Raw genomic sequence first — 17377 nt, forward strand, 5'->3', positions numbered from 1 at the left:
ATATGATTGAACGCTTTAACTTTGTAACAAGCGCATTAAATTTTTGTAATCTTCGTCAAAAATTGGATCTGTTTTGCATAGACTTTGTACTTTTTCACACGCATGCATCACTGTACTATGATCTCGTCCACCAAATGCTAGACCAATTTCAGGAAAACTATCCCCTGTAAGCTCACGCGCTAATCCCATCGCAAGCTGTCGAGGACGTGCATAAATCCGTGTACGTTTTGGACCTGTGAGCTCTTTTAACGGAATACGGAAATACTCACTTACCACACGCTGAATATTTTCAGTACTGATGGTTCTCGCTCGAATAGCAAGCACATCTTTTAAAGATTCACGGACTGTATCTAGATCAATCTCACATCCTTTAAAACGTGAAATTGCCACAACTTTGTTTAAAGCACCTTCAAGTTCTCGCACATTTGCAACCACTTGTTGGGCGATAAAAAGAGCACAATTACGCGGTAAATCTACACCCGTATTCTCTGCTTTTTTCAACAAAATTTCGATACGTGTTTCAATATCAGGAGGCTCGACACCTACTGATAATCCCCATGAAAAGCGTGAAACTAAACGTGGGTCGAGTTCAGTTAATTCTTTAGGATAGCGATCTGAGGTCAAAATAATTTGTTTAGATTCATCAAGTAAAGCATTGAATGTATAGAAAAATTCTACTAAACTCGCTTCCTTACCTGCCAATAGATGAATATCATCTACAAGGAGTAAATCTAAAGAACGGCAGTTCTTTTTAAACTCTTCTACTTTACCTTTTTGAAGCGAAGCTACAAAATCTTGTACAAAGCTTTCTGCTGTCATGTACATCACACGCGCATTTGGTTTTGCTTGTAATAATGCGTTACCCACTGCCTGCATAAGATGCGTCTTACCTAAGCCAGTAGGACCATATAAGAACAATGGATTGTGCTGTGAAGCCCCGAGTTGCGTCAGAACTTTACGGCAGGTTTCTGCTGCCATTTGGTTAGAACGGCCCTCTACAAAAAGTGAAAATGTAAATAAAGAATTGAGTTGACGCTTTTTTATTAATTTTGCTTGGTGTGTGCTGTTTTCACTCTCTGTTACTTTTTTTGCACTGCGTGTAGGTTTTACAGTCGTATTTTGTTGTAATGCCGAGGTACTTGTCGCAGGTTTTTCATTTGGTTTTAAAATCGCACCTGGTCGAGAATCAACCGTAATTTCAACTTTGGTTACTCTTCCCTCAGATAATTGTTCTGCCAAAATATTAATCAGTTCTAAATGATGTTCTTGTATATACCTGGTCCAATAAGGATTAGGTGCATATAAATACAACACGCCGTCTTTTTCTTCAGAAACTAAGGGACGAATCCACATTGCAAAGACATTATCTGATAACTCCTGTCGTAAACGAGTCAAACACTCTGTCCAAAGCATGTAGAACCTCTAACTGATATTTGAAAAGAAATCCCATATTTTTAAATGGGGGAAATCATTCTACCTAAGTTATCCACACCTGTCATAAAAAATTGTGTATAAGTTCATAATTTTCACAGTATTTAAACCTCTCAACCAACTTGTGGATAACTCTATGCATAACTTGTGGACATAATTTTTTGAAAAGTTACCCCCATTTTATCCATAAATTAACAACATATTTATCCACATCCTAAGTATATGTTTTATATTATAAATAATGAGTTTTACACAGAAAAAAGGTGCCCTAATAATAATAAATTTAAATTTATAAATTTGAATTTATTTATAAGCACTACATATTTTGTGGATAAGTTTTTAAATTCAAATTAAATATGAAATTAAATCAAACTATCTTTTAGCTTTTTAAGCTAAGTAAAAATTAAATAAAATGTAAAATTTGGCTTAAAAATAAGCTTTTTTATTGACACTTTGCACAATGCACCATAAAATCGCGAACCTTTATAGATAGATCAAAATTTAGGAATTTCGATATGAAACGTACATTCCAACCATCTGAACTAAAACGTAAACGTAGTCATGGTTTTCGCGCACGTATGGCAACTAAAGCTGGTCGCCAAGTATTAGCTCGTCGTCGTGCTAAAGGTCGTCATAGCTTAACTGTTTAATTTTTATTAAACGTTAACGCTTCATCGATTTGGGTATATGACATTTTATAATTTCAGCACAGACATTCGATTACGCTGTGCTGCAGATTACAAGTGTGTATTCGATGGTGCGCTTTTTAAAGTGCATCAGCCCCATTTTTTGCTTTTAGCAACAGTAACTAAACAGCCTGCTAGTCGTTTAGGTATTATTGTTGCAAAAAAGAAAGTGCGTCGTGCACATGAAAGAAATCGAATAAAACGTATTGCTCGTGAGAGTTTTCGTTTAAATCAGCATGAGATTGATTTACTCGATATTGTTGTTATGCCAAAAGTTGGAATTGAAGTTGTATCTAATGAACAACTGCATGAACAATTGAGGTTTGCTTGGAAAAAGCTACAACGCTTGGCAAAAAAACATCAAAATAACGCGACTACCCTCCCCTCAAAGTAGAGATGACCATTGGCTCAAGTACTGCATTGGTTCGTACGTCTTTACCAAATAGTGATTAGTCCACTCATTGGACCACGATGTCGTTATATTCCAACTTGTTCCCAATATGCAATTGAAGCATTGCATATGCATGGTGCTTTACACGGTTCTTATTTGTCTATTAAACGTATTTGCCGTTGTCACCCTTGGGGAAGTTGTGGTTATGACCCTGTTCCTAAAAAAGCAATTCGTTTTATTTCATTTCAGCAAATCAATTCTCAAACGCTTCACGTTGTTGTACCCTTTCGTGAACGTTTTATGAACTAAACAATATAACCACTTGGGGTCATAGCTATGCAACAATGGGCCAGGTTTGCGATTATCGGTGCAATGTTAGTCACCGCGTATTTGCTTATTTTGGCTTGGCAAAAAGATTACGGACAGACAAATACCAATGTACAACAACCAGCAAATGCTGTTGTTGCGCGTGATATTTCTGCCGATTTGCCAACCAGTCAAAATACTGCTGCAACAGATGTTCCTCAGTCTGCAACATCTCAAACACCACAGACAACGACATCTGTAAGTCAAAAACTAGTGACTGTACAAACAGATCTTTACCGTTTATGGATTAATCCAAAAGGTGGAGATATCGTACGTCTTGAATTACTTGGGCATGATGAATCAAAGGGAAGTGATAAGCCTTTTGTAATGCTTGAAAATGATAAAGATCGTACATATGTTGCACAATCTGGTTTAATAGGAACTGATGGACCAGATAGTAGTGCAAATGGTCGTCCTTCATTTGAGATTGAAAAAGACACTTATTCACTTTCAGATGCTAAAACTGATGTTTTAACTGTACCAATGGTATATAAAACTGCCAATGGTGTTGAAATTGTTAAAACGTTCACGTTCAAAAAAGGTGCTTATCCAATTGTTGTAGACTATAAGGTCAATAACCGTAGTCATCAAAATTGGCAAGGACAACTTTTTGGTCAAATCAAACGTGATGATTCTGTCGATCCTGGTAAGTCTAGCCAAGGTATTTTCCAACTTGGAACGTATTTAGGTGGCGCATGGGGTACACCTGATGAACATTATAATAAATTGAAGTTTGGTAACTTCAATGATGAAAAGTTAAATGTTCAGGCGAAAGGTGGCTGGATTGCAGTTGTACAACACTATTTTGTCAGTGCTTGGATTCCAGGTGAGTTGAAATTAACGCAAGCAGATGGTCAGCCTTATACTGCTAGCTTACAGTCTCGTAAGACAGCCGATAATCTAAATATTATTGGATTTACATCGCCTGCCATTAATGTTCCTGCAGGAACAACGATGGAAGTAAATGCAACTTTCTATTCAGGGCCAAAAGTACAGTCTGAACTCAAAGGTTTGGCAGAAGGGCTGAATCAGACAGTTGATTATGGTTGGTTATGGCCAATTGCTAAACTATTATTTTTAGGTCTTGAAACATTCCATAAGTTTGTGGGTAACTGGGGTTGGTCAATTATTTTACTGACTATTGTGGTTAAAATGATTTTATGGCCACTATCTGCAAAAAGTTATCGCTCTATGGCAAAAATGCGTGTTATTGCACCCGAAATGCAACGCATGAAAGAAGAGTTTGGTGAAGATCGTATGCGTTTTTCGCAAGAAATGATGGCACTATACAAAAAAGAAGGGGTTAACCCACTTTCTGGTTGTTTGCCAATGTTTCTTCAGATGCCTATCTTTTTAGCACTGTATTGGGTACTGATGGAAAGCGTAGAGCTCCGTCATGCACCATGGTTAGCTTGGATTCAAGATTTATCTGCAATGGATCCATGGTTCATTTTACCGCTTATTATGGGTGGTACGATGTTTGCTCAGCAAATGCTTAACCCGCAACCTGCTGATCCAATGCAAGCTAAAGTGTTCCGTTTAATGCCAATTATCTTTACGGTATTTATGCTGTTCTTCCCAGCGGGTCTTGTACTTTACTGGATTGTAAACAACAGTATTACAATTTTACAGCAATGGTTTATCAGCCAAAGCGTAAAAAAAGAACGTGAGAAAAAAGCAACGAGCTAACACAAGTTAGACAGCTGATAAAATCCGCTTAAGATGATACTCTTAGGCGGATTTTTTTATGCAGGTTAAGCCAATGCAGAACCAAACCACCATTGCTGCTATTGCGACACCGCCAGGACGTGGTGGTGTCGGCGTGATTCGTCTTTCAGGTTCAAAGGCATATCAGATTGCACAAGCCTTATCGGGGCATGATTTACCTCAAGCACGTATGGCAGGCTTTAGAAAATTTTATGATGAGCAAGGACAAATTTTAGATGAAGGTTTGCTGATTTGTTTTCCTAATCCTCACTCTTTTACAGGTGAAGACGTTGTAGAAATACAAGGACATGGCGGCCCTGTTATCCAAAATACACTCCTTACAAGATTGCTTGCTTTAGGTGCAACTGCGGCGCAAGCAGGTGAGTTTTCGATGCGTGCATTTGAAAATGGTAAGATGGATTTAGTTCAAGCCGAAGCAATTGCAGATTTAATTGATGCAACATCACAAGCTGCAGCGCGTTCTGCTGTCCGCTCTTTGCAAGGTACATTTTCTAAAAAAGTGAATATTGTCTTAGAAAAGCTGATTCATTTACGTTTGCATGTCGAAGCTGCGATTGACTTTCCAGAAGAAGAAATTGATTTTTTAGCAGATGGTAAAATTTTAACTTTGTTAGATGATGTTAAATCTTCTGTAAGTCTTGTGCAAAAATCTGCTCGTCAGGGACAGCTTTTGCGTGAAGGACTACAGGTCGTAATTGCAGGTAAGCCTAATGCAGGTAAATCAAGTTTGTTAAATGCATTAGCAGGCAATGAGCGTGCAATTGTCACTGATATAGCAGGAACGACACGTGATGTTCTGCATGAAAAAATTACACTAGATGGTTTACCGATTACCCTAACAGATACAGCAGGTTTAAGAGAAACAGGGGATATTGTAGAAAAAGAGGGTATCCGCCGTGCAATTAAAGAAATTGAACAAGCCGACTTGTTACTACTTGTTTATGACTTAACGCAAAGCGATGATCCGCTATCTCTTGCTCAAGAATATTTTGCTAATTATTTAGATACACGCCGTTTAATTTTGATTGGAAACAAATGTGACAAAACGGAAGATTTAGCTAAATTAAGTGATTATAACGGGTTTAGACATGTTACAGTTTCAGCAAAGCAAGAAGATGGTGTTCAAACGCTCATAGAGGCGATTACAGCGCATGCAGGCTTTCAACCTGAAGAAGATACCTTTATCGCAAGAACACGCCATTTAGACGCAATGAAGCGTACTCAGCAACATTTAGCAGATGCACGTGAGCAGTTAGTTGATTTTAACGCGGGTGAACTTGTGGCAGAGTCTTTAAGGCTAGCACAAAATGCATTAAGCGAAATTACGGGCGATTTTAGTGCGGATGATTTACTAGGTGAAATTTTTGGTTCTTTTTGTATTGGAAAGTAACGTCAGCTATTAATAAATAAAAAAGCGAGAATTAATCTCGCTTTTTTGAGTTTTAGACTTAAGAAAAATCTAATTCATTTTCAAATTTTTTCAGTAAATGACGTGCCATAGCAAGGTTTGAACGGCTACGATCTAATGCTAGATAAAGAAAAAGATTTTCATTTTTTGCTAGTGGGCGAATGAGATGGTATTGCTTACCAAGTGTAATCAAAATATCTTCAATTTCATCATTTAGATCTAACGATTTTGCCACACGACGTTTAGCACGAATTACTTCAGTGTTACCTGCTGATGCTAATGTCAAATCCATTGCACCATCACCTTCAGTTGCTAATGGCAAACCACTTTCTACATCTACTAAAGATGCTGCAATAAAACCATCTAAATCTTGTAGTAAAGAAAGTTGAATTTTTGACATTGTTGTTGCTCCTATGATTATTGTTGAGGTTATATTTTTCGTGGTGAAAGATAATTAATATAATTAATTATAAAATTAGCAAACTATCAAAATTTAATCGTCTATTTTTTGTAATTTTCTTATAAAGGGGAGTAATACATTAGTAGTACTCCCTAAAAAATTAATTAAGAAAAATCTAAATCACTTTCAAATTTTTTCAATAAATGACGTGCCATCGCAAGATTTGAACGGCTACGATCTAAAGCTAAGTAGAGGAATAAATTTTCATTACCATGTAATGGACGAATTAAATGATACTGATTACCTAATGTAATGAGGACATCTTCGATTTTATCGTTTAAATCTAATGTATGTGCTACACGACGTTTAGCACGAATTACTTCGGTGTTACCTGCAGAGGCAAGATCTAAATTTAGCCCCGTACCTTCAGTTGCTAATGGCAAACCACTTTCACTATCAACTAAAGAAGCAGCAATAAAACCATCAAGTTCGTTAAGTAAAGAGAGTTGAATTTTTGACATAAAATGCCACCCCTAGAAAATAAAAAAAAGATATAATGTTTATATAAAGGACATTAAATAAACATTTTCGGTAAATTATCAAATTATCGTAAAACAGTCATCAATTTTTTTGATATTTCTTAATTTTCAAATACTTAATTAAATATAATTAACTAATAGATAGTTATTTTTTAGATTTTTTAAAGAAAAGATAGTGATATTTCGCTAGCTTTTGACTTTTCAAGCGTAAGAAAATTTTAATCCTTCTTTGTAACTTTTAAGCGAATAATGTGACATTACAAGATTTTCTAGGTTACGATATATATAAACATATATAATAAAAGAGTATGTCGATACAATAGGTAAATAATATGATATTTTGCCCTAAAATAATTAAAATTATATTATTTTTTTAAATATGCAAAAAGGCTTGCACTATCTGCCTTTACAGCATTGAGGTTAATATCTGGCTCTTTTTTATCAAGTCTCATTCACTTAGCTAATTTACAAGAGAAGGGGTAACAAAACCATCAAACTTATTAAGACGGATGGTTCTGATCATTACTTTTAATTAAAGGTTTAAAGATAAAAATATCTATTCAATTCGCATTTAAATTAAGAGAGAAAAATATGGATATTAGACTCCAAGTTTTTTACGAAGTTTGCTAAGAAACCCTCGAAAAACACCAGAGTTTTGTGATTCTGCTGAATTCTGTTTGATAGAAAATTTTGCCTGATCTGCATCTATACGCTCAATCATATTAAGTAACTGTGCGGTATATAAAAAATGCGCTAAATGATTCTTATTAATTTCGATATGCTGTAAAACATGTTGAACTTTTGCACCACGTGCAAAGCATGCAGATACTTTTAAAATTTCTTTACGCTCTACACGTTTTTTAAGTTGCGGCCAAGTTATCAATTTATAGTAATCATTTTCTTTTAAATCATCTACTTGATAAGCATTTGAATTGAAAATAATCTGCCATAACCAAACTCTTAAATCTTTAACATTCTCTTGTTGAATTTGTGTTGCAACAGAGTTTTTTGCATAACTTTGACTAAAAGTCGGTGTGACAGCTTTGTAATCGCGTTCAGGATTAAGCCATAAACGTTCTGTACGTGTATCAACAATACCGATCTCGCCAGCTTGATCATAAACTCTAACAAAGCCATTACGTGGATTAAGTAATTCTACGACTGTAGAGCTAAAATTTTGACTCAATTGTCCAGTGGGTGTTTGCCCAAACATAGGACTAGATGTTGTATTATTTTGAGAAATTTGTACTTCAATTTGCCCAATATTGAACTCTTGTTGAATCCATTTAGAAAAATCATGAGAATTGGTAAATGGATAATGCAATGTATCTGCCACAATTTTACCGCCTTGCTTTGGATCTTTAACAAGGCGTAGAAATTTACACGATTTATTTTTAATAATACTTTGTATCGTATTTGCACTAAAGAAACTATCACTTACCAATAGTAATTCTAATTCTTTAGATGCAATATTGACCCATTGTACAGTTTGAGTGGGTGGAATAAGCTTTTCTATGCGTGATTTTAATTCGTTTGCTATATCTAAGCTTAAACCAAACATAGCAATGTTTATGACTTCTTTCATAAGTGCTACTCAAATTCCAACAGTCTTTAATTTTTTATCATGAGTTAAATCGGCTAATTTCTTCTGAGGTTGCTTTTAATTCGTAAAGAATCTGCCCTAAAAGTACCTCGCGATCTGTGAGTGCAACAAGCACTGCAGGATATTTGGGATGAGGAATAGAGGTTAGTAAAGCTTTACCATTTTTAGCATCCAAGGTAATGGTTTGGCAGTCTTCTAAATTAATTTCGGAGATAAAAGCAGAGACCATGGCAATAATAGAGCTACTTACGGCAGCAACTTTACTCACATTATTCATTTGGCGTTTGGTTGCAACAGCAATTTCAAAACCATCTGCTGTACATAGCATACAAAAATTGACGTGTTTTACGTTGCGTAAAAGTTCATGTACTTTTTTTTCGCCTAGTTCAATTAAGCCTTTTGGGAGGTTTTGTGGTGTTGTCATACTTGTCATAAGAAACCTAAAATTATTGAGATAAAAGTTCGACCTCTACGTTTGCAATAAGTGTTTCCACCATGAGCAAAACATCATCCTTTTGTCGTGCATCCACAGAAAAAAGTGGGTAATTATGTTTATTAATATTTAACCAATCGCGATAAATTTTGAGTTGCTGTTCTTTTTCTTCATCTAAATGTGTGATGCCAATAACAATATTTTCACCATATTCTTTAAATGAATTTAAGTAAAACTCTAAATCCTTCAAGCGATTTGGCCCTGAATGATCAATCAGTACAACAGTACCAATAGCACCTTTACATACAATTGACCACATAAAATTAAAACGTTCTTGTCCTGGTGTACCATATAAACCAATGGTTGCACCATCATCAAGTACAATTTCGCCGTAATCAATTCCTACAGTGGTTAAAGCTTTTGTATGCGCTGCAATATCAGTATTAACGGCTTCTGTGGATACAACAGGGATATCGGAAAGGATTTGAATGGCAGATGACTTTCCTGCACCCATTGTTCCGCCAAAAACGATTTTATATTTTTGCAAAAGCATAGATAGTGGCTCTAAATCTGAGTGAAAAGGTAGGTAAACTTAAAATTTTCAAAACATTATAATCAAATAGAATTTACTTGTATATCTTTTGCTTACTATTACAGCAAATTTGGTGATTTTTGGTCTATTAATTTTTATAAAATTATGTTAATTAATTGAATTTAAATGATAAAAATTGTGATAACTGTATCACACTTTTTCATGTTCCACGTGGAACTTTTACAACAATTTAATACGGTGTAATCTTATTTTTTACTTCACAATAGACTGTAATTATTCTTATCATTTTTGAAATATGCGTAAATTATTACTTTCTTTATTATTAACAGGATGTGTAGTCAATGCACATGCAGATATTAAACAACTTGCAATCAAGTATCCTAAATTAAAATTTGAAGATATTCAGGCAACGGAATTAAAAGGTATTTATAGTGCCACCATGGATGGTCAAGTAGTATATCTAGATGAAGCAGGCGAGCATGTGATGTTGGGGTCAATGATTCGCTTAAAAGATCAGAAAAATTTAACCAAAGATTTAGTCGTAAATGCCAATCGAATAAGTTGGAAAGATTTACCTTTAAATCAAGCCATTAAAACAGTTAAAGGTAATGGTCAACATCAGATTGCCATTTTTTCAGACCCGAATTGTCCGTACTGTCAAAAATTAGAAAAAGAACTTGATCAATTGAATAATGTGACCGTTTATACGTTCTTGTACCCAATTCAAACAGTATCTATTTTACCAAGTAAACAAGTATGGTGTAGTTCAAGTCCAAGCTATACATGGCAAAATTTAATTCGTCGCCATATCCAACCACCACAAAACTCAAGTTGTGAAAACCCCATCCAACAAAACCTAAATTTAGGTAAAAAGTTAGGTATAGATGGTACGCCGGGTATTATTTTTTCTAATGGTTTTAAATCAACTGGATTTATTTCTAAAACTGATATCGAAGCAGTATGGAAGGAGTATGGTATTTAAATTAAGTATGATGCTATTTTTTTAAATGCCTAAGAATAAATTACTATATTGATAAATTCTTATTAGAATCTGTTTTTAGAGTAGTTAAGCCTATGTAGTTTTGATGAAACAGATTTAATTTTTTATTATATGTTAAATGATAGGTCTGCTAAACGATGGTGCAAGGTGTGCATGATATTATAGAGAAAGCTATTTTTTTTATCATCTTATAAATCAAAACACATCAAGGAAGCCGGCATTTGCTGGCTTCCTTCTTGGCATTAGTTTTCTTTAACAATGAAGTTATACACGGCAAGTACCACAATCGCACCAATCACAGAGGCAATAAAGCCCGCTGATGAGTTTTGATCATAAAAGTGGAGCATACGACCACCGTATGTTGCAACAAGCGAACCTGCAATCCCTAAAAGCGCGGTTACAATAAAGCCTGCTTTATCTTCACCAGGATGTAAGGCACGTGCTATGAGTCCTGCAAAGAAACCAATAATGATTGCACCAATTAAACTAAACATACTGACCTCCAAATATTTTTTTTATCACATAAATTTTGACGGACTTAAAAAAAATTAAAAGTAGCGATATGTAGCTTTTTTGTGGTTAAAAAAAAGCGGCAAAAGCCACTTTTTTAAAGACCAATCTCTGCAATATAAGGCAGGTGTCGATATTTTTGATCGTAATCCAAACCATAACCTACAATAAAACGATCTTCTACTTCAAAACCTAAAAATTCAACATCAAGGTCAACTTCACGGCGTGAAGGTTTACTGATTAATGTACAAAGCTTAATCGAATTTGGTTCGCGTGTTTCAAGGATTTTAACCACTTTACTGAGTGTATTACCTGAGTCAATAATATCCTCAACCACTAAAACGTCTTTGCCTTTAATATGGCTATCAAGGTCTTTTAAAATTTTTACGTCGCGTGTTGAAACTGTACCACTGCCGTAACTCGATACCGTCATAAAGTCGAGTTCGTGTTCTTTTTCAATTGCTCGGCATAAGTCTGCCATGAAAATTACGGAGCCACGAAGTAAACCAATTAAAACGAGTTCTTTATCACTTTGACAATAGAATTGGTTAATTTGTTCACCGAGCTGTTTAACTTTGGCTTGAATCTCATCGGCGGGAATCATCACGCGCATTGGAACAGTCATGGGAAAATCCTACATGTACGAATAAAAAAGGCGTTGACTTGCAACACCTAAAAAACTGACGCATAGTTTAAAACAAAATCAATGTTTATGCATCTTTTGAATCTTTTTTGAGAATGAAGGCACACAGACAGCCTAAAGCAATCCATTTTAAAGTACGGTTATGCTTCTTTTTCATAAACCTTTTCTCCATAAATATAGGTGGCTTGTACGTTACGGTCATCGCCCATTGTAAATAAGGCAAACAACGCATCTTCTATGGATTGTGTACGGCTTTGGCGTAGTTGTTGTAAAGCAGTGGGTTGTAAGTCTAACACCACAAAGTCGGCTTCTTTACCAATGTTAAAGTTCCCCAATTTATCGTCTAAATCTAATGCTTTTGCGCCACCGAGTGTGGCATGGTAGAGCGACTCAAAGGCAGAAAGTTTATTGCCTTGTAATTGCTGAACTTTATAAGCCTCATTAAGCGTTTGTAGTTGGCTAAATGAAGTCCCTGCGCCAATGTCTGTGCCTAAGCCAACTTTAACTTGTTTTTGCCATGCTTTATTGAGAGGAAATAAACCACTTCCTAAAAATAAGTTAGAGGTTGGACAAAACGCAATTGCCGAATTGGTTTGATGCATACAGTCCCATTCATGGTCTTCTAAATGCACACAATGCGCAAATACGGCACGCTGTCCTGTAAGCTGATAATGATGGTAGACATCTAAATAGCTATTATGTTCTGGGAATAACGACTTAACCCACGCAATTTCATCTTTGTTCTCACTTAGATGAGTGTGTAAGTAAACGCTTGGGTATTCTTGTTTGAGCTGTTGTGCTTTTTGTAGTTGTTCAGGTGTCGAGGTAGGCGCAAAGCGTGGTGTAATGGCATAAAGCGCACGTCCTTTATTGTGCCATTTTTCAATTAAATTTTTAGATTGCTGATAGCTCGTTTCAGGCGTATCGCATAGGTCCTCAGGTGCATGACGATCCATCATCACTTTACCTGCAATAAGACGCATTTGCTTTTGTTCTGCGTTTTCAAATAAAGCATCTACCGACTCAGGATGTACGGTACAAAAAACCAATGCAGTGGTTGTTCCATTTTTTAAGAGTTCTTGGATAAAGAATTGAGCAATTTTGTCTGCATAGTGTTTATCTTTAAACTGCATTTCTGTGGGGAACGTATAGGTCTCTAACCAACTTAACAATTGCTCGCCGTATGCACCCACCATCTCGGTTTGTGGGAAGTGAATATGGGTATCAATAAAGCCTGATACAATCAGTTGATCTGGATAGTGATCAATTTTTGCATCTGTAGGGAGATGTGCTTGCGCATCTTGCCATGTGCCAAACCAAGAAATTTTACCTTGCTCAGTGATGAGTACACCATCTTCGATATAACGAACATGTTGCGCAATGTCTTGAGGTGAAGTAACAGGTTGTTGAATATCTAAAAAACGACCGCGGACGATTGTAGTCATAAGGCAAAACCATTTTATTTTTCGCTAAATTGTAGCGTAGTTTTAGTGTGAGTTATCCACCTTTTATGAAAAACTGTGGATAACTCATTTTAAAAAGCGGATAACTTAACGGCACTTTTTAAGTGATAAATATGCTGTGATGATGAGGACAGTAAAGATAAAACCGAGTGACCAACTAATAGGAACATGGAACACATCAAGTAAAAGCATTTTTACACCAATAAACAGTAAGATAACGCCTAAACCGTACGGTAAATATTTTAATTTTTGAGCTGCACCTGCCAATAAAAAGAACATTGCGCGTAAACCTAAAATTGCCATTAAGTTTGCGCTGAGCACAATAAAGGGGTCTTGCGTAACAGAGAAAATAGCAGGAATGGAGTCTACAGCAAAAATAACATCTGAAAACTCAACCAATAACAGGACAATAAATAACGGCGTTACCCAGCGTTTACCTTGTTCAACCACAAAAAACCGCTCACCTTTTAATGTAGGTGTGACAGAAAAATGACGTTGTAGAAATTTAAGTAACGGCATGTCTTCAACTTTGCTGTCTTCGTCTTGTCCTGTTAAAAATTTAAAGCCTGTATAAATTAAGAATGCCCCGAAGATGTATAAAATCCATGAGAACTCTTGTACAAGCCATGCTCCCATAAAAATAAACACGCTACGTAATACAATAGCACCGAGTACGCCATACAGTAATACACGGCGTTGTAGTTGGGGCGGAATTGCAAATGCCGAGAAAATCATCAGCCATACAAACACGTTATCAATTGCAAGTGATTTTTCGAGTAAATAGCCTGTGAGGTATTCAAGCGTTTTTTGGTTTGCAATTTCGATACTAAATTGCTGTTTGAGATAAAGCCAAAGTCCGCCTGCAAACAAAAGTGCAATGCTGACCCATGCCATGCTCCATAGTCCTGCTTCTTTTAACGAAACCTGAGCATCCGACGCCGTTTTTTTATTTTTAAAGCCTACAAAGTCAATGATGAGCATCACTGCGACTAAGCCAAAAAAAACAAGATATAGCCAGATATTACCAATAGAGTCCATTTTGTCTCTCCTGTGTCGTTCTGGCACTTGATAGGTATAAAAAAACCTTGATCAAGTTGCCAGAAAATTCTGTAACAACGTGATCAAGGTCTTGCCTACATTACCAGGGTAATGCTCAGCTACCGACTTTTTGCAAAGTGTAATGACGATAGCTGACACGTAATTTCTTACGTTTGGAGGAGGCTACTCCCCTTGTCAAATTTTGTGAGATGAAAATCATCTATCAAATGATCATGACAGATAATTAAATACCTGTAAATCTCTTTTTTAATGCTGCAATGAGTTTTTGATGTAAGCCACCAAAACCACCGTTAGACATAATGACAACAGCATCACCTGCTTTCGCCTGTGTGGTAATGGTTGTAATAACATCTTCTAAAGTACGCTGAATTAAAGCGTGATTGGTTGCAGTATCCACAACAGGTTGCAAATCCCAGTCTAATCCTTCAGGTTGGTACCAAATAACATCGTCTGCTAAGCGTGCAGCATGCGCAAGCTCCGCTTTATAGCTTCCCATACGCATGGTATTAGAACGTGGTTCAATGACTGCCCATAAACGGCGTTCTCCTAAGCGTTTGCGTGCGCCGTCCAATGTGGTTTCAATGGCAGTAGGGTGGTGTGCAAAATCGTCATACACTTCAATGCCATTGACTGTATCAAGAAGCTCCATACGGCGTTTAACACCACCAAAGCAGGATAACGCATCACAAGCTGTTTGGATAGAAACACCTACGTGCTCAGCAGCGGCAATGGTCGCAAGTGCGTTGGCAACACTATGTTGCCCTGTCATATTCCATTTTACTTCGGCAATCGTTTGACCATTTTGCTCTACACTAAAATGACTGCCATCTGCTTGGATAAGGCTTGCTGATAAGTGAGCTTGTGCATCAGGTGTTAAGCTTGTGCGAACCACAGGCGTCCAACATCCTTGCTCAAGAACGGTATCAATGTTGGTTTCTGTGATTGGGGCAATAATTCTTCCCTGACTTGGAATAGTGCGCACAAGATGATGAAACTGTTTTTGAATTGCAGCTAAATCATCAAAAATATCAGCATGGTCAAATTCTAGGTTATTTAAAATTGCTGTTTTAGGGTGGTAATGCACAAACTTAGAACGCTTATCAAAAAAAGCAGAATCATATTCATCGGCTTCTACAACAAAGTACTGCCCACCGCCTAAACGTGCACTTTCTTTAAAGCCAAGAGGAACACCACCAATTAAAAAACCAGGGTTTAAGCCTGCTTGCTCTAAAACCCAAGCCAACATAGTGGTAGTGGTGGTTTTTCCGTGTGTACCTGCAACACCTAAAACATGCTTACCTTGTAATACATGATCAGCTAAAAATTGTGGACCCGATACATAAGCTAAACCTTCATCAAGCATATATTCAATGGCATCAATCCCACGTTTCATGGCATTACCCACAATCACAAGGTCGGGATGGGGCTGTAGATGGGTACGGTCAAAGCCCTGCATTAAGGTAATGCCTGCTTGTTCAAGTTGAGTAGACATGGGCGGATAAACATTTAAATCCGACCCTGTCACTTTGTGTCCTAAATCGCGGGCTAAAAGAGCCAAAGACCCCATAAACGTGCCACAGATACCTAAAATATGCAGATGCATGATGTGCCGACTCCAACGTTTTAACGCAATACATTTATTAAAATTTACGACACCTTAACAAGGCTATTTTTGAAAAGATAGTAAAAAATAGTGACCAAATGCATGTACTTAATTTTGTTTAATCTGACTCATGCTATATTTATTTTAATTACAAAATAAATTTAACCTCATTCGGTTTAAGGCGTGCTATGTCTGCAAATTATCTTCCTTTTGTATTGCTCATCATTTCAAATTGTTTTATGACATTGGCATGGTACGGGCATTTAAAATTTTTACATAATGCGCCGTTATGGCAAGCCATTTTAATTGGTTGGCTGATTGCCTTGTTAGAATATGCCTTTATGATTCCTGCAACACGTATGTTGTCACAACATGGTTGGTCGCTTGGACAAATGAAAATTACGCAAGAAGTCATGACCTTGATTGTGTTTGTGCCATTTATGGTGTTTTTATTTAAACAGCCTTTTAAACTTGATTATTTATGGGCAATTTTTTGCTTAATGGGCTGTGTTTATTTTGTATTTAGAAGCCAATGACACCACCTGTCCCAGCACTTAAGTAAACTCATTTTTTACTCAAAGATGTGTAATGAAATGAAGCAAAGTATTGGATTTTTATTGGGTGGACTACTATCTATGTCAGCCTTGGCAAACTGTCCACCCCAAACAAAAACTATTTTTAAATGTACCACCACCAATCATAAAATATTACAGGTGTGTGATGTAGGAAAAACTATTCAATATTCATTGGCTAAAATAGGACAACCTGCCGAAATCAACTTAAATGTTGATCGCCATAAAGCGAAAAAATTTTAGTAGTAGGGCAATAGTGGCTCTAACTATATCATTATTATTCCAAATAAAAATCATACGGTGTTTAGCGGTATTGATCGTGTGAATCAACAAGCACAATCGGGTGTGAGTGTCGAAATTAATCAACGTCTTGTTGCACAAGTGATGTGTTTAAACACCAGTGATAGAATTGACCGTATTGAGGGTGTTCGCTTAGCTTCGGTAGATAAAAACTAAACAAGAAACAGCAATATACAATCCAAAGCCAAAAGCTAAATGTGCAATCAAGCTGTTCAAAATACTGTTTAAAGGTTTTGGGGTCTTACATGCAAAAAAACCAAAACCTAAGGCAGGTTGCATCATTAAAAAAGGAATAAGTGTAGTTAAGCTTGCAAACCCTAAAATATTTAAAATAGTGTACTGAAAAGCAAAATACAGGTTAAGTTGTAAATAGACATAGCTAAAAAGAATACCAATCAAATAATGTACGGCCCATCCAAACCAAGTTTCACCATATTTAGGTGAAGTTGTCAAAATGGTGTTGTGTACCCAACGTCCATCTTTAAAAGATAAAATCCAACGTCCTATAAGTGCATAATTTAAAGATTTAGTATTAAAAAAAGTTGCTCGTAACCAAGCAATGAAATCCATGACAGCTGTTGCCAATATTCCAATCCAAATACTATATAAAAATAAGTGCATATCATTGCCATCTTAAAGAATCTGTTAGATGATATTTTTCAACTTCAAGTTAACTTTAAGTCAAGGTG

General features: G+C 36.3%; 20 protein-coding genes and 1 pseudogene. 9 read left to right on the forward strand and 12 right to left on the reverse strand.

The features are described 5' to 3' along the window. Window positions 1-15: 15 nt before the first annotated feature. On the reverse strand, window positions 16-1413 hold the full coding sequence (gene dnaA / locus PCI70_RS11325) for a chromosomal replication initiator protein DnaA (RefSeq protein WP_269915446.1): 1398 nt from the start codon (window positions 1411-1413) through the stop codon (window positions 16-18). Window positions 1414-1946: 533 nt separating this feature from the next. On the opposite strand from dnaA, the gene rpmH reads away from it, so the two are divergent. From rpmH to mnmE, 5 genes and pseudogenes are all read left to right on the forward strand, one after another. After that, window positions 1947-2081, forward strand: coding sequence for a 50S ribosomal protein L34 (gene rpmH, locus PCI70_RS11330; protein ID WP_269915447.1), 135 nt, complete (start codon window positions 1947-1949; stop codon window positions 2079-2081). Window positions 2082-2118: 37 nt separating this feature from the next. Beyond that, entirely contained in the window at window positions 2119-2511 is a 393-nt protein-coding gene (gene rnpA / locus PCI70_RS11335; RefSeq protein ID WP_269915448.1) for a ribonuclease P protein component, read from the forward strand. 9 nt (window positions 2512-2520) lie between these two features. Beyond that, a pseudogene (yidD, locus tag PCI70_RS11340) lies at window positions 2521-2842 on the forward strand (membrane protein insertion efficiency factor YidD). Between the two features lie 2 nt (window positions 2843-2844). Beyond that, entirely contained in the window at window positions 2845-4563 is a 1719-nt protein-coding gene (gene yidC, locus PCI70_RS11345) for a membrane protein insertase YidC (protein WP_269915450.1), read from the forward strand. Between the two features lie 73 nt (window positions 4564-4636). Next, window positions 4637-5992: a tRNA uridine-5-carboxymethylaminomethyl(34) synthesis GTPase MnmE gene (mnmE, locus tag PCI70_RS11350; RefSeq protein ID WP_269915451.1), complete on the forward strand. Its 1356-nt coding sequence runs from the start codon at window positions 4637-4639 to the stop codon at window positions 5990-5992. A gap of 58 nt (window positions 5993-6050) precedes the next feature. On the opposite strand, the gene PCI70_RS11355 is transcribed toward mnmE, so the two are convergent. The 5 genes from PCI70_RS11355 to PCI70_RS11375 all read right to left on the reverse strand — a co-directional run bounded on the left by PCI70_RS11355 (window position 6051) and on the right by PCI70_RS11375 (window position 9538). Continuing rightward, entirely contained in the window at window positions 6051-6410 is a 360-nt protein-coding gene (locus PCI70_RS11355) for a roadblock/LC7 domain-containing protein (RefSeq protein ID WP_269915452.1), read from the reverse strand. Window positions 6411-6574: 164 nt separating this feature from the next. Then, the gene (locus tag PCI70_RS11360; protein WP_269915453.1) at window positions 6575-6931 is read right to left on the reverse strand and encodes a roadblock/LC7 domain-containing protein; all 357 of its coding nucleotides are present in this window, start codon (window positions 6929-6931) and stop codon (window positions 6575-6577) included. A gap of 616 nt (window positions 6932-7547) precedes the next feature. Beyond that, entirely contained in the window at window positions 7548-8534 is a 987-nt protein-coding gene (locus PCI70_RS11365; protein WP_269915454.1) for a hypothetical protein, read from the reverse strand. Window positions 8535-8571: 37 nt separating this feature from the next. Continuing rightward, complete coding sequence (locus PCI70_RS11370) at window positions 8572-8985, reverse strand: roadblock/LC7 domain-containing protein (RefSeq protein ID WP_269915455.1); 414 nt, start codon at window positions 8983-8985, stop codon at window positions 8572-8574. A gap of 13 nt (window positions 8986-8998) precedes the next feature. Then, window positions 8999-9538, reverse strand: a complete 540-nt coding sequence (locus PCI70_RS11375; protein WP_269915456.1) for a GTP-binding protein — start codon at window positions 9536-9538, stop codon at window positions 8999-9001. 295 nt (window positions 9539-9833) lie between these two features. On the opposite strand from PCI70_RS11375, the gene PCI70_RS11380 reads away from it, so the two are divergent. Beyond that, window positions 9834-10520, forward strand: coding sequence for a DsbC family protein (locus PCI70_RS11380; RefSeq protein ID WP_269915457.1), 687 nt, complete (start codon window positions 9834-9836; stop codon window positions 10518-10520). A gap of 260 nt (window positions 10521-10780) precedes the next feature. On the opposite strand, the gene PCI70_RS11385 is transcribed toward PCI70_RS11380, so the two are convergent. From PCI70_RS11385 to mpl, 5 genes are all read right to left on the reverse strand, one after another. After that, entirely contained in the window at window positions 10781-11032 is a 252-nt protein-coding gene (locus PCI70_RS11385) for a GlsB/YeaQ/YmgE family stress response membrane protein (protein WP_269915458.1), read from the reverse strand. 113 nt (window positions 11033-11145) lie between these two features. Next, on the reverse strand, window positions 11146-11673 hold the full coding sequence (hpt, locus tag PCI70_RS11390) for a hypoxanthine phosphoribosyltransferase (protein ID WP_269915459.1): 528 nt from the start codon (window positions 11671-11673) through the stop codon (window positions 11146-11148). A 158-nt stretch (window positions 11674-11831) separates the two neighbouring features. Further along, window positions 11832-13136, reverse strand: a complete 1305-nt coding sequence (guaD, locus tag PCI70_RS11395; RefSeq protein WP_269915460.1) for a guanine deaminase — start codon at window positions 13134-13136, stop codon at window positions 11832-11834. A 105-nt stretch (window positions 13137-13241) separates the two neighbouring features. Further along, window positions 13242-14192: a TerC family protein gene (locus PCI70_RS11400; RefSeq protein WP_269915461.1), complete on the reverse strand. Its 951-nt coding sequence runs from the start codon at window positions 14190-14192 to the stop codon at window positions 13242-13244. Window positions 14193-14436: 244 nt separating this feature from the next. Then, complete coding sequence (mpl, locus tag PCI70_RS11405; RefSeq protein ID WP_269915462.1) at window positions 14437-15816, reverse strand: UDP-N-acetylmuramate:L-alanyl-gamma-D-glutamyl-meso-diaminopimelate ligase; 1380 nt, start codon at window positions 15814-15816, stop codon at window positions 14437-14439. A gap of 188 nt (window positions 15817-16004) precedes the next feature. On the opposite strand from mpl, the gene PCI70_RS11410 reads away from it, so the two are divergent. From PCI70_RS11410 to PCI70_RS11420, 3 genes are all read left to right on the forward strand, one after another. Further along, complete coding sequence (locus tag PCI70_RS11410; protein ID WP_269915463.1) at window positions 16005-16352, forward strand: DMT family protein; 348 nt, start codon at window positions 16005-16007, stop codon at window positions 16350-16352. A gap of 57 nt (window positions 16353-16409) precedes the next feature. Beyond that, window positions 16410-16631: a hypothetical protein gene (locus tag PCI70_RS11415; protein ID WP_269915464.1), complete on the forward strand. Its 222-nt coding sequence runs from the start codon at window positions 16410-16412 to the stop codon at window positions 16629-16631. A 78-nt stretch (window positions 16632-16709) separates the two neighbouring features. After that, window positions 16710-16844 carry a hypothetical protein gene (locus PCI70_RS11420; protein WP_269915465.1) on the forward strand — a complete coding sequence of 45 codons (135 nt, stop codon included), beginning with the start codon at window positions 16710-16712 and terminating at the stop codon, window positions 16842-16844. Here PCI70_RS11420 and PCI70_RS11425 read toward each other — a convergent pair. Continuing rightward, on the reverse strand, window positions 16821-17309 hold the full coding sequence (locus PCI70_RS11425; RefSeq protein WP_269915466.1) for a DUF2938 family protein: 489 nt from the start codon (window positions 17307-17309) through the stop codon (window positions 16821-16823). The two genes, PCI70_RS11420 and PCI70_RS11425, sit on opposite strands and share 24 nt — an antisense overlap. Window positions 17310-17377 lie beyond the last annotated feature (68 nt).

The sequence above is a fragment of the Acinetobacter sp. HY1485 genome (assembly GCF_027568475.1).
Lineage (GTDB): Bacteria > Pseudomonadota > Gammaproteobacteria > Pseudomonadales > Moraxellaceae > Acinetobacter.